16 protein-coding genes are annotated in these 13,346 nt (G+C 41.8%); all 16 read right to left on the bottom strand.

What is annotated here, in order from left to right:
• Positions 1-2: 2 nt before the first annotated feature.
• The 16 genes from QZT18_RS02390 to QZT18_RS02315 all read right to left on the bottom strand — a co-directional run bounded on the left by QZT18_RS02390 (position 3) and on the right by QZT18_RS02315 (position 13,270).
• Positions 3-3,170: a phage tail tape measure protein gene (locus QZT18_RS02390; protein WP_294143880.1), complete on the bottom strand. Its 3,168-nt coding sequence runs from the start codon at positions 3,168-3,170 to the stop codon at positions 3-5.
• A 285-nt stretch (positions 3,171-3,455) separates the two neighbouring features.
• Positions 3,456-3,905 (bottom strand): DUF6194 family protein, encoded by a 450-nt coding sequence (locus tag QZT18_RS02385; protein ID WP_294143879.1) that lies wholly within the window; start codon positions 3,903-3,905, stop codon positions 3,456-3,458.
• A gap of 24 nt (positions 3,906-3,929) precedes the next feature.
• The gene (locus tag QZT18_RS02380; protein ID WP_294143878.1) at positions 3,930-4,322 is read right to left on the bottom strand and encodes an SRPBCC family protein; all 393 of its coding nucleotides are present in this window, start codon (positions 4,320-4,322) and stop codon (positions 3,930-3,932) included.
• A gap of 238 nt (positions 4,323-4,560) precedes the next feature.
• On the bottom strand, positions 4,561-4,935 hold the full coding sequence (locus QZT18_RS02375; protein WP_294143877.1) for a hypothetical protein: 375 nt from the start codon (positions 4,933-4,935) through the stop codon (positions 4,561-4,563).
• A complete protein-coding gene (locus QZT18_RS02370; RefSeq protein ID WP_294143876.1) occupies positions 4,928-5,548 on the bottom strand; it encodes a major tail protein in 621 nt (206 codons plus the stop codon). The genes QZT18_RS02375 and QZT18_RS02370 overlap by 8 nt, the downstream gene beginning before the upstream one ends.
• 5 nt (positions 5,549-5,553) lie before the next feature.
• Positions 5,554-5,871, bottom strand: coding sequence for a hypothetical protein (locus QZT18_RS02365; RefSeq protein WP_294143875.1), 318 nt, complete (start codon positions 5,869-5,871; stop codon positions 5,554-5,556).
• On the bottom strand, positions 5,864-6,247 hold the full coding sequence (locus QZT18_RS02360) for an HK97 gp10 family phage protein (RefSeq protein WP_294143874.1): 384 nt from the start codon (positions 6,245-6,247) through the stop codon (positions 5,864-5,866). The genes QZT18_RS02365 and QZT18_RS02360 overlap by 8 nt, the downstream gene beginning before the upstream one ends.
• Before the next feature lies 1 nt (position 6,248).
• Positions 6,249-6,581: a phage head closure protein gene (locus QZT18_RS02355; RefSeq protein WP_294143873.1), complete on the bottom strand. Its 333-nt coding sequence runs from the start codon at positions 6,579-6,581 to the stop codon at positions 6,249-6,251.
• Positions 6,581-6,856 (bottom strand): head-tail connector protein, encoded by a 276-nt coding sequence (locus tag QZT18_RS02350; protein WP_294143872.1) that lies wholly within the window; start codon positions 6,854-6,856, stop codon positions 6,581-6,583. Before QZT18_RS02350 ends, QZT18_RS02355 begins: the two co-directional genes overlap by 1 nt.
• A gap of 66 nt (positions 6,857-6,922) precedes the next feature.
• Entirely contained in the window at positions 6,923-8,089 is a 1,167-nt protein-coding gene (locus QZT18_RS02345) for a phage major capsid protein (protein WP_294143871.1), read from the bottom strand.
• 14 nt (positions 8,090-8,103) lie between these two features.
• On the bottom strand, positions 8,104-8,865 hold the full coding sequence (locus QZT18_RS02340; RefSeq protein ID WP_294143870.1) for a head maturation protease, ClpP-related: 762 nt from the start codon (positions 8,863-8,865) through the stop codon (positions 8,104-8,106).
• Complete coding sequence (locus tag QZT18_RS02335) at positions 8,750-10,129, bottom strand: phage portal protein (protein ID WP_294143869.1); 1,380 nt, start codon at positions 10,127-10,129, stop codon at positions 8,750-8,752. The genes QZT18_RS02340 and QZT18_RS02335 overlap by 116 nt, the downstream gene beginning before the upstream one ends.
• 84 nt (positions 10,130-10,213) lie before the next feature.
• The gene (locus QZT18_RS02330; protein WP_294143868.1) at positions 10,214-10,513 is read right to left on the bottom strand and encodes a hypothetical protein; all 300 of its coding nucleotides are present in this window, start codon (positions 10,511-10,513) and stop codon (positions 10,214-10,216) included.
• A gap of 105 nt (positions 10,514-10,618) precedes the next feature.
• A complete protein-coding gene (locus QZT18_RS02325) occupies positions 10,619-12,220 on the bottom strand; it encodes a terminase large subunit (protein WP_294143867.1) in 1,602 nt (533 codons plus the stop codon).
• 16 nt (positions 12,221-12,236) lie between these two features.
• Complete coding sequence (locus QZT18_RS02320) at positions 12,237-12,956, bottom strand: hypothetical protein (RefSeq protein WP_294143866.1); 720 nt, start codon at positions 12,954-12,956, stop codon at positions 12,237-12,239.
• The gene (locus tag QZT18_RS02315; protein ID WP_294143865.1) at positions 12,953-13,270 is read right to left on the bottom strand and encodes a hypothetical protein; all 318 of its coding nucleotides are present in this window, start codon (positions 13,268-13,270) and stop codon (positions 12,953-12,955) included. The genes QZT18_RS02320 and QZT18_RS02315 overlap by 4 nt, the downstream gene beginning before the upstream one ends.
• Between the last annotated feature and the right edge of the window lie 76 nt (positions 13,271-13,346).

The raw sequence follows: 13,346 nt of genomic DNA, 5'->3' as shown, positions 1-13,346 counted from the left end.
TCCTACCACCCCCTTTTCTTTCTTGCTGCCAATGTGCCAAGTCTCGTATCCATAGCAGGTGCCATTGCTCCTACCATCTCTCCTGAATCCAGAAGAATGGATGCATTAGCAAACTGTGGAAAATATTCATTCATCATTGCCATCATTTTATTCATGGCAGAAAAGACATCGCTGTTACTTCCTGCCGCCATATTCTGTAACGTATCCAGTCCCATAATCACTTCGGGACCTGCCTCACCACCACCGAGGAGTTTTCCTCCGCTGCTTCCAAAGATAGTCGCACCATTTAAAAGCATCGGTTTATTCATTGCCTTCTTGTACCAGTCAATAGATAAGTGGGGAACACTTGGCGGAGCAAGTGAGAAACTTCCCTGAATTGAAAAATGCGGTAAGTTGATATGAGGCAGACTGATTTTCATGCCAGAAAAGAATCCGGTAATCTTATCAATGATGCCTTTGATTGTATCTCTCGCGCCCTCAATCGGTGTGACGATGGCACTTTTAATACCATTCCAGATAGAAGTTGCCACGCTTTTGATTCCATTAAAGACATTGCTTACGGTATTTTTCACTGCTTCAAATACAGAAGACACCTTATCTTTCACAGCATCTACTACCGTTCCAATAACATCTTTGACTCCGTTCCACACATTGCTTGCTACCGATTTTATAGCATTAAACACTGTGGTCACCACTGTCTTGATGGCATTCACGACTGCTGAAACCTTACTGCTGATGGCATCCCAAATAGTACTGATGACCGTTTGAATGGTTCCCATCACCGTGGATATAACAGAAGATACCGCATGAATGGCTGTCGTGATAAAGGACTTAATTGCATTCCAGACTGCCATCACAATCCCTTTGCAATTCTCCCAAATAAACTGAAATGGGAGCGTAATAATATCCACCGCTGCACTGATAATGGAACCAACCGCCATAAGTGCCACTTGCACGACACTCTTGATGGTTTCCCAAATGCCAGTAAAGAAAGAAACGATACCGTTCCAAATTCCCTCAAAGAAAGTCTTAATACTTGTCCAGACTTCTGTCCAGCTTGTACCAAACCAACCAAGGACTGCATCTGCGATTCCTTTGATGGTCTCCATGACTGTTGAAAATACGCCCTTGATTCCTTCCCATATCCCAGAAAAGATTTCTTTGATGCCCGTCCACATCTGACTCCAGTTCCCGGTAAACAACCCAATAAATACATCTAAAATTCCAGTGATTACATCAAGTACGGTAGAAAGTACCGTAGCGATCACACTAAAGGCTCCCTCAAATAGTGGTGCAAGGATAGAACACAATCCTTCCCATGCTGCCTTTAGCACATCTGTAATATCTTTAAACGAAAACCCAAGTGCATTGAGCCTGTCCACAATTCCCTGACAAAAGCCAGATACGGTATCCTTAATTTTCTGCCATGTACCTAAAATAGCATCCCGAAATCCCTCATTGGTATTCCATAAATGCACAAAAGCTGCCACTAATACCCCAATCACGGCTACCACTGCAACAACTGGTGCTGATATTCCACCAAGTGCCGCGCCTAACTTTCCAAACAGTCCACTCGCTCCTCCTACTTTCGAGGATAGGTTTAAGATCCCTTTTCCAAGAGACGCAAATCCCTTCATGGCAATTCCTACCTTGGAGATAGTCGTACCAAGAATAATGAGAAATGGTCCTATAGCTGCAACTAAAAGAGCAATCTTTAGGATGGCTTCTCTCGTCCCCTCATCCATTCCATTTAACTTATCTACAAACTCCTGCACTTTGGATACTACATTTCGTATCATTGGCATTAAGATATCGCCAAAGGAAATGGCAAGTTCCTGTAACTGACTCTTTAAGATGGTAAGCTGTCCCATGAGATTGTCCTGCATGGTATCTGCCATCTTCTCTGCGGTTCCATCACAGTTATCAATGGCACCGGAGAGTTTTTCAATATCCCCAGGCGCGGCATTCATCAATGCCAGAAAACCACTCATTGCATTTTTACCAACCAGTGATTCCGCTGTCTGTGCTTTTTCTGATTCTGATAACCCCGAAAATGCTGTCCGGCAGTCTGCTAATATATCTGATAGATTTCTCATACTACCATCTGCATTGGTAGTAGCTACTGTCACTTCTCCTATGTTCTTGCCACTGATTTTGAAGTCACTACTTAAGTTATTCATGATGGTACGAAGTGCTGTACCTGCCTGTGTGGACTTGATTCCTGCATTGGCCATGAGTCCGATTGCTTCTGCCGTATCTTCTGCTGAAAAACCTAATGCTCCTGCAATTGGCGCACAGTATTTAAATGTCTCTCCCATCATGGATACATTGGTGTTTGCGTTGGAAGAGGCGGCTGCAAGAATGTCAGCAAAATGACCAGAGTCCTTAGCTGATAAACCAAAGGCTGTCAATGCATCAGTTACAATATCCGATGTGGTTGCAAGATCTTCTCCACTGGCGGCCGCAAGGTTCATAACACCTTCTACACCGTCTAGCATATCCTCTGTTTTCCATCCAGCCATTGCCATATAGTTCATGGCTTCTGCTGCTTCGGATGCTGAAAACTTGGTCTTGCTTCCCATCTCTCGTGCTTTGTCACGGAGTTTGTCAAAGTCCTCTCCTGTTGCACCAGATACTGCTGCCACCTTACTCATGGCTGTATCAAAATCAGCAGAAGTTTTGACCGCTGCAACACCAAGACCACCGATGACGGTTGTAACACCCATCATCTTTTTTCCGGCACCAGAGATAGAATTTCCAACGGATTCCATCTTACTTCCAGCTTCCTCAATCTTCGTTAGTGCTGTATTGGAATTAATGGCTTCCTGCTGTAATCTCTTTAATTCCTGCTCCGTCTCTACAATTTCACGCTGCAGGGCATCGTATTTATCTTGACCTAACGTTCCATTTTCAAGCTGTTCTTTTGCCTGAGCCTGAGCAGTCTTTAAAGTATCCAACTTATCCTTTGTGGAACCGATAGCATCCTTTAGAAGTTTTTGCTTCTGTGTCAGAAGTTCCGTGTTGGATGGATCAAGTTTCAATAATTTATTCACATCACGCAGAGAGGACTGTGTGGTGCGAATGGTAGACTGCACACCTTTTAATGCCTTATCTAGTCCAGTGGTATCGCCACCGATTTCGACTGTAATTCCTTTGATTCTGTTAGCCACCCATCACACCTCCCTCCGTAAAAATGGGTATAAAAATAGCCCAGATTTCTCTGAGCATAAAGAAAGCACCTACCATTTCTGATAGATGCTGCGTTATATAGTTATTCTGTTTTCAGTTCGACAAGCTGACGTTTAACGAGCCATGCAAATACAGAAATTAGACAGATGCGTCAAGCTTGTTTGTAAGCAGATGTATAATTTTCTGTATTTATACGGCGACAACCGACACGAAATAGATGTGAAGCATCTATGAGTGGGCATGGTTCGTTTTTGATAAACTGTGATTTATGCTTTGCGTTTCCTATATTTTTCTTTTGCATATTCATATGCTTCCTGAATAAGAGGTTTTAATTCTTCAAAGGTTTTTTCAGAGGGGTTTAATGAACATATCCATCCCATCCATGCATATATGGGGTGGGGAAGTATCTGATTTATTGCTGAAAAATTATAATCCATATCTACTATACCCCCTTTAGATGGTCGCTTAGGTATAGAACCAAACATTTCTGCAAAAGTAGTTTTTCGTACTCCCAAATTTACACGGTATATATTCTCTCTATTTAAATTTGAGCTTTTATCATTATCACCATCTTTTTCTTTTACTGTTAAAACATAGACACCACGCTTTAGAATATTACCCGGATTATAGAATACCCCTCTTTCGCCCCAACTATCAACCAAAACTGTTCCCTCTAAATTATCAATACAGTATTTCAAGATTTCATCTGCTATCATATGTTGTCCTCCAAATTCAAGTTTTTAGTTTAAGGCTTTCTTTAAATCAGATACATATTGTGTCTGTTGCTTTTTCAGAAATGCTTTTACAAAAGGTTTCATTATTACTTTTTTTGCGGTTACATCTTCTGTAAAAATCATTTCAGCTTGACCGTCTTTTTCAGCAAAAATTCCAGTCCAATGCCCTTTCATATTACTGTTTTCAATATCAAACTCCCACCTTTTATATGGTTGTGAAACGGTAATTGTAAATGTTGTGGAAAACCCATCTTTCGTATATTCCACAAATTGTTTTTCATTCAGTTTCTCTATTTTACCTAAATCACTTCTCCACTGATAGTTTTCCAAAGAAGTAACAATATCCCAAACATCTTGTACACTTGCAGAAAACACCGCCTTTATTTCTGAAATTGCCATTCTGATTCCCTCCATCAAATTCAAATTTAATGATTTTAGTATAACATCCGTCACGCATCATATCAACGCAATTCATATTAGAACCGATCAAATTCCTCCTGCCCTGCGACTTTTTTGTATTTCACATTATCATTGCCTTTCTCTGTCCAGATATCAAGTACCAACCCAATAGTCAGCAAATCCAAATCCCGAATAGAGATGCCAATCTCTACGCAGCGCAGGAGAAACAGTGGGGTTGTCATTTCGCGGTTACTTTTTTCAAGTTTTTTTTAGACTCGATATCGGTAATCATGTTCTGTCCCCAAAGTTCTAAGATTTCTGGTAGCACCTCATAGATGGAAAACATATCGAACTGGTCGAGCCATTCATCAATATCCGCCGGAATAGAACTGTCGGCATGGTAGGCCATGATATAAGCCACATTCTCAAATATCTCCAAATCCTCAATCTGTAATTCTTCGCCTTCCTCTGTTTTTCCTTTGTAGGAAGATTCAAGCTTTGTCAAATCTTTAAAAATATCACGCTTAAACTTTGCCCGATATAACCTTGGTACCGTTGCTGAAGAACGAAACGGTACCTTCTTTCCACATATTTCAATCTCTTTTTTAAGCATTCTTCACTACCTCCGCTTTCGCTTTCATGACTGCAGCCTTTTCTCCAGAACTAATATAAACATTCTTATACCAGTTATCATAAGCCGTGGTATCTGTGGTATCTCCGGTACGTGCTTTTACCAACCCATCAGACCGAGGGTCTGCTGTAATAGACAATGTTTCCGTTCCCGGCTCAATGGTATCCTCTTTTGTCTCAGATTCGATAGATGGACGAGATGCCGTGCAGTTATACAAGACATGACGAATTGCATTGATATCCCCATCAAATTCAAAGAGCAGTGCAAACTTCACACTTTCCCCAAGACCACTGTTTTCTACCAGTACACCTTTTCCATCCAGTACCTCTTGCAAGATTGCTGTTCTAAACCACTCTGGAATCAATGCGATTTCCAAATCACCGCTATATCCATTATTGGTTACACTTCTGTAATAAACGATGCCATCTGCATAGAAGGGACTAGATTCTCCCTCTGCATCCAAGCTAATGCTGACTGCACCCGGTATTGCCTGTGGTGTTGCGTAGGTGTAAGTCACTACACCTGCGTCCGACACTGTTTCTGTCATTTTCGCAGCATGGACATTTTTCAAATTATACTTTACTTTATTTCCCACAAGTCTTAGACCTCCATTTCAAAAATAAATAGGACCTCATAGAGTTTTTCGCTCTCGATCCACACTTCGGACTTTTCATAAAAAATGCCATGCTCATCAAGCACAGCTTCTACTATCTGTTCCACAGATAAGTCCTTGGTATCTGTGTACAGTTCAATATGCACTTCATTGGCTTTAAAATAGACCTTTCCATCCGCACCAAAATTATCACTTTCTGGAAGTAGGTAACAGATAAACGGTGGATCCTTCGCTTCGCCTTCTGCAAAGTGATCATAGGCAAAGGGAAGGTTCATCTCCTTTATTATTTCTACTATTTTATCCATCCTTCAGACTCCTCTCAATTTCATTTTGAAGCTGTGTGATGCCACGCTCCTCTGCCGCAGCGATATGTGGTTTTGCTGCCACACGTCCACCACCTCGTTTTGCATGGCCGTGTTCCAAAAGATGAGCAATCTGATAGCGGTTTTTAGAATGAACCGTAATCTCCAGTGCATGAGAGGTTTCTTTGGTTTTCTTTACTGCCCAACTTTTTGCATAAGCACCTGTATCCTTTGGTGCAGTAGCACTGATATCCTTTTTGATGGTATCCCCAGCATTCTTTACTGCCTTTTTCATATCCTCCGCAGACACCTTGGCATAATCATCCATATATTTCATCACGGTATCTGCCAGTGCATCCACCGATATTTTACTAGACATCTTACCGCCTCACTTTCTGGCACTTTAACTTGATACATTTCTTTTTCAGATTCATATGGTCAATGCCTAGAATGTTATAAATCTCTCCTGCATATGCCACACGATGTTTATCGGCTGTCATTTCCGCCGCATTTTTACACCACCGGATTGTAAAATCCAGTTTGGTGTTATCTACCACCATCCCTGCATCTGTTTCCTCAGATGGAGACTCACTGCTGATGGTTGCATAGCAGGAATACCAGTCTGTCCATGTATTCGTGTGATTGCCGATGTCATCCACGACCAATTCATTTTTCTGAACCATGATTCTTGTATTCAAAAGAGCAATATCCATCAAAATCCCTCCTGCCTGTCACCAAAGAGCAATGCCCTTAGTGTCATCATCAGAGCATGATGGTCTGCTTCTTCCCGGTGTTCATAAAAATAGGCAGTGGCATACATGACGGCAACTTTTCCATTTTCACACTTTTCGACATCATCCACGTTGTCAGTACGCATCACATCCATACAGATTTTTACTGCACCAAGCATCAAACCACGAATGAGTGCATCATCGTCCTCGTAGTCCACACGGAGATACTGCTTCATTTCTTCTAACGATACAATCATATCTGTCACCACCTCTCATCATAAATTCAGCAGTGCCATTTCACTTGGAAACGACACTGCCTTTTCTTATTTCAGTTTCAAAATCTGTACTGCTTCTGGAAGAACTAACTTTCCATCCACTCTTTCTTTTGCAACATATCCAATCATGCCATTGCCTGCAAACAATTCATTTAACTGCTTGAAGGAACGAGTGCCACGATCTCCGATGTTGTAATACTTATAATCACCAAAGGCAATCGCATCTTCTGGTGCATAAGCAGAGGTATGAACTGCATATCCAAGGATACGGTCTGGCTCTCCTGCCTGATAAGATGGCTGCCAGATATATGAACCGTTGTTGTCCTTTAACTTACGAAGAGATGCAAGTGTCTTATCATTCATGATAAAGGATGCATTCTTACGATATGGACGTTTCAGTGCATACACAAGACTAAGCATATCATCGGATTTGATAGCTGCTGTTAATGTTTCCTCTACGACTCCACCACCTGTTGCTGCAAAGATACCAAGTGGCTTACCTGTGCCATCTCCGTTTAAGAAGGCATCCTCTTCTGCATTTGCCAGTGCCTTACCAAACTGTGTAATGATATAGTTTTCAAGACCGAACGCATTATCATATAACAATTCTTCTGTCACCTTGATGGCAACATGAAGTTTATGTGCATCCATCAAGATCTGGTCAAAAGTAGCATCTCCAAATGTTAATGCTCCACCTTCTTCAATCCATGATGCCGCAGGCTTCGTGGCTGCGATGTTGATTTTGTGTTCTCCACTGGTCGTAATCTTTGTTGCAAGGGAACGCACGATATTTTCTTCATCCAAAACATCAATCAAACGATGATCGTATTCGTCTGGCACAAGGAAACCACCATCGGCATCTACACCTTCCTGCAGAATGTTATCTACTCGCTTAAAGTTAGAACGCAGTGCATCCAGCATTGCTTTTTTATAATCCTCTGACGCACGTCCTGTCTTTTCCTTTGGCTCTTTGCCCATGCCCGGTTTTGATGTGAGCGGTTTATTAACAGGTTTGTTCAGTTCCGCTTCCATCTGCTCCTGACGCTCTAAGCGTGTGATTTCCTTTCCAAGGTCGCTGATTTCCTGCTCCATCTTGGTGTAGGTCGCATCATCTTCTGCGCTTAAGATACCTTTTTCACTTCTGTGTGAATCCAAGAATGCCTTTGCAGCATCCCATGCTTTACTTCTTTTTTCTCTCAATTCTAAAATAGTCATAATAAAATTCCTCCTTAAATGTGTTGTTTGATTAGGTTCAGTCTCTCCATTGCAGAATCGACTGTTCTTCCTTCTGGTTTCTTTACTTCTTCTGTCACTGATTTTTTGATATGGCATTTCCTTGCAATCTTATCCATCAGTGAATTGGTCACTGCCACCTGTGAATACATCATGGATACCTGTGGTTGCTTTACATCTTCCGTATCCTTATTGCGCTGTAAAATATCATCAGCAAATCCAAGTTCCACCGCTTTGTTGGCATTCATCCAACTTTCTGCATCCATGAGGTGCGATAACTTTGCCCTGCTCATGCCTGTTTTAATTTCATAGGCATTGATAATGGACTCCTTTACTTCGGAAAGCATATCGATTGCCTTTGCCATTTCATTTGAATCTCCCCAGGCCATTGTTGCCGGATTGTGGATCATCATCATGGATACAGGCGATACCAATACTTTGGTTCCTGCCATCGCAATAACGGAAGCTGCACTAGCTGCAATGCCATCAATCTTGACTGTGATGTTTCCCTTGTAGTCCATCAACATGTTATAGATTTGTGCTGCCGCTACGCAGTCACCTCCCGGACTGTTAATCCACACGGTAATATCTCCGCTGTCAGCTAACAGTTCTTCTTTAAAAAGTTGTGGTGTGACCTCATCATCAAACCAACTTTCTTCCGCGATGGTTCCGTTTAGAAACAGCGTCCTCTCCGGTGTCTGTTCCTTCGTCTCCTGATTGGTCACCATCCTCTTCTTCCAATTCCAAAACTTCTTCATCAGTCTTTTCCTCCTCTCCGCCAGACGATGTGCTGGCTGCGAATATGCCTGCATCTGCAAGCTTTGTCATATTTCCATTGATCAGATATAAGTCCCCTCCTTCTTTAGCAGAAATAAGGTCGAGATTTTCTAATTCTCTAATATCATTGGCACTCATCCATCCGTTCTGCCTTGCTGTGGCATAACCGTTCATACGGCTTGCATAATCGCCACGAAGAAGGCCATCCACGTTGAACTTGATAAAATAGTCCTTTTTATCCTTTGGTGGAATCAACGCCCGAATGAGGGACTGTTCCCACCGAACGAGCCAAGGCTCCAGTGTGTATTTCACAAACTCTAGGGACTGCTGCTCAATATTAGAAAAGCTCGACTTCTCCAAATCTCCTACCATGTGTGGAGGAACTCGGAAAATTCGAGCAATCTCGTCTATCTGAAATTTTCTTGTTTCCAAAAACTGTGCCTGCTCCGGGGAAATAGAAATCGGTGTGTACTTCATTCCTTCCTCAAGAATTGCCACCTTATTGGCATTGTGACTGCCACCAAATCCTTTATTCCAGCTTTCCCGAATAGCATCTGGATTTTTAACCGTTCCCGGATACTCCAAAAGACCTCCCGGTGTTGCCCCGTTTGCAAAGAACTTGGCTCCGTATTCCTCTGTAGCGATGGAAAGACCTATAGCATTCTTAGCCATTGCAATGGGTGAGTATCCCACCAGACCATCAAAGCCAAGGCCTGGAACATGAAGCACATCTGATGGCTTTAATATCACCGTTCCCTGTTTCATGGTCTTTGCATCGGAATCGGACATCTGATACTGATAATAAATATTTCCTTTATCATCCCGATCCACACTCATCCTGTTTGGCATCAGTGGATAAAGTGCAATCACTTCTCCTTTGCCATTACGGATAATCTGTGCATAGGCATTTCCCCATAATAAAAGATGCGTCATAAGCGTTTCCCTAAAAACAAAGGATGTCATTTCCGGATTCGGTTCATCATGCAAGAGAAAATACAGTGAACTATCCATTGCCTTTTCCTTACTCCCATGCTCTGTATATTTGTATAAATGAAGTGGCAACCCGGCAATGGATTCTGATAAAATCCTTACGCAGGCATATACTGCTGTCATTTGCATGGCAGAATGTTCATTGACGTGTTTTCCAGCCGTAGAACCACCAAACCAGAAGCGATATCCACTTCCATTTGTACTGTCAGTCACAGGCTTATCCCTTGACCGAAACAGTCCTGATAATATTCCCATAAGCATTCACGCTCCCTTCTTAAAAATAGGCACAAGAAAAGCACCTGCCATTTCTGGTAGATGCTCGTCATCAAACTACTGTGTTTAATCTTCTTTTTCTTTTATCTGCTTTATCATTTTATCAAGCCTCAAGCCATCCTCTACACCGGCCCGATAATACCGCTCATTATCTTGAATGATAAGATTTGTCATAGTATCTAGGCAACGGTTGATTTTAATACGGTCTTCATGACTTAATTTTTCTGCAATCTTGTTAAATACAATTGCCTGTGCATTGTATCGTTCTCTATCACTTTTTCCATAGGTTTCTTTGAATTTCGTATAGTGTGCATCCATGCGTTCCTGCACAACATAGTTTAGTAGTATTTTTTCTTCCTTTGTCAACGCCCCATTCCTCCTTTGTAACAAGAAGTATAAAGAAGGATGCATAGGATATCCATACCATAATGCACCAAAGAATTTGATTGTAAATCGTATATAATAGGCAATCTATATAAACAAGATTCCACGCTCATCATAAACAGATGCACCGTTATCTGCCCCACAGCGGATTGCTCTATCAAGTCCCATAATGGTAGCAATCGCACCATCAATCTTTTCAGTGGACTTTTCCTTATCTGCCTTGATGTTTCCGGCAGGGTCAGTTCGAATAAAGATGTTATCCATCATCCAACGAAGCACCGGATGTCCACCATGTGCAAGTCTCTGCTCCAAGGTAAGCTTCATGAGTTCTTTCGTAGGCGGAGACATATCTTTAAATCCCTGTCCAAATGGAACAACCGTAAATCCCATACCTTCCAGATTCTGCACCATCTGTACAGCACCCCAACGGTCAAATGCAATCTCCCGGATATTAAATCGCTCTCCCAGACTTTCAATAAATTTTTCTATGTAACCATAATGGACTACATTTCCTTCTGTGGTCTGCAAGTAACCTTGTCGCTCCCACACATCATACGGAACATGATCCCTTCGGACTCTTAAATCCATTGTTTCCTCCGGTATCCAAAAGTAAGGTAGAATCATGTATTTATCTTCCTCATCCTGAGGAGGGAATACCAAAGCAAAGGCGGTAATATCTGTGGTTGAAGAAAGGTCAAGACCGCCATAACATACACGTCCTTCCAAATCATCTTCATTAACTACAAAGGAGCATTTATCCCACTTATCCATTGGCATCCACCGAATTGCCTGTTTTACCCATTGATTGAGTCGAAGCTGTCTGAACGAATTCTCCTCTCCCGGATTTTCTTTTGCTGATTCACAGGCAGCTTCTACTTTATCCATGCCTACTGTAATGCCAAGGGATGGATTGGCTTTCTTCCACACTTCTGGATCCGTCCAGTCATCCGCTTCATCTGCACCATAAATCACAGGATAAAATGTCGTATCATGCTTTCTCCCCTCTAAGATATCCTTTGCCTTCTGATGAGTTTCATAGCAGATAGAATTGGTATCTGTACCTGCTGTTGTAATGAGGAAATATAGTGGCTGCATTCTAGCATCTCCAGATCCTTTCGTCATAACATCAAAGAGTTTTCGATTTGGCTGCGTATGCAGTTCATCAAAGACAACTCCGTGGATGTTAAATCCATGCTTGGAATAGGCTTCTGCCGATAATACTTGATAGAAACTGTTGGTAGGCTGATAAATAATTCTCTTTTGCGATGCCAGTATTTTCACTCGTTTATTTAGTGCCGGACACATACGCACCATATCGGCAGCCACATCAAATACGATGGTTGCCTGCCCACGGTCAGCGGCGCATCCATAAACCTCGGCCCTCTCTTCGCCATCTCCACAAGTCAGAAGAAGTGCGACAGCAGCCGCTAGTTCTGACTTTCCCATTTTCTTAGGTATCTCAATATAAGCTGTATTAAATTGACGGTACCCATTTGGCTTTATGGTTCCAAACACATCTCGAATGATCTGCTCCTGCCAATCAATCAGTTCAAATGGTTTTCCCGACCAGGTGCCTTTGGTGTGGCAAAGGCTCTCGATAAAGGCAACAGCAAAATCCGCTAATTCCTCACTATAATGCGATTCCTTCGTCATAAAGTTTGTCGGTTGGTATTTCTTTAGTTTTCGCATTTGCTATTCCCTCCTCTCATGCCTGTTCGTATTCTTCATGGGTAGCACCCCATATGACGGTCAGTGTTTTTCCAGCCGCACAGCTATTCCAATAAGTCCCCCACGCAGAAGGTTTTTCTTTTGCATCGGTGTATATCAAACAAGTTTCATTCCCAATCCCCCATGTAAGTCCATATTTTTCTTGCACAGAACGGATTGTGATATCTGATGGTACCCACAATTTTCTTATATTTTTACATCCATATAAGAAATTCTGATTTCCAACAGTTGAATTTGTCATCTTAAAATCAAATAGACTTAAATCAAGTTCTATCAAACTTATGCAATTTGAAAATGTATTTCTCGCATCTGTTATCATTTTCGCATTAAAGTCTTGTGGGAAAACAATATTTTCCATAGATGTACATCCCATAAATGCACTATAGATGGTTCCGGGTGTAATGCTTGGCATCACTATCTCTTTCACATTTAAGCAATCCTTACATATTTCATTACAGGAAACACGTTCTACAGCACAAATGTCAGATAAATCAATTCTTTCTACAAGAGTATTCGCAATCCACATATCTGCAAAACTTGTAACTGTATCAAACTCAAACAAATCCCATAACGTCAACGGACGATTCTTTGCCATCAGATAAGCGGCATCCTTGATTTTTATTTTCTTCGGTTTCGGCACACCACCTGTATTCGTGGTAGAGATTACTTTATGTGTGACTTGTCCTTCATAATTCAATGGCTGTCACCTCCAAGAATCGAATGGTCATTTCTTCCTGCAACCCTGTCCCAGATTACCTCAGCTAATTCCACATAGGTATCGGGATTCAGCCATTTAATTTCAATTTGGATTTTCCCACAAGGAAATGAAAGCGTTTCTTCCTGGGAAAGAGGAGCCGTTATCAGTTTATTGCTGATTGTCAGTTCTTCTTTTTCCCACTGCTTTAGTTGTTTTCCATTGGCAGCATAAATCGTAATATGAATCTCTTTTACTTTTTCCATGTCACTGTCAAATTCAAAACGAATCGGCAGATTGCCACCTTGATAGATCATAGGTCACTCCTTCCAATAAAAATAGCCGCCATTACAGCGACTGTACGACAAACAGCCTCTTTCAGGCTGTCTGTTT

Source organism: uncultured Clostridium sp. (genome assembly GCF_900547735.1).
In the GTDB taxonomy this organism is placed as follows: Bacteria; Bacillota; Clostridia; order Lachnospirales; family Lachnospiraceae; genus Otoolea.
The sequence above is the reverse complement of the archived record's forward strand: the minus strand, read 5'-3'. Positions and strand labels throughout refer to the sequence as shown.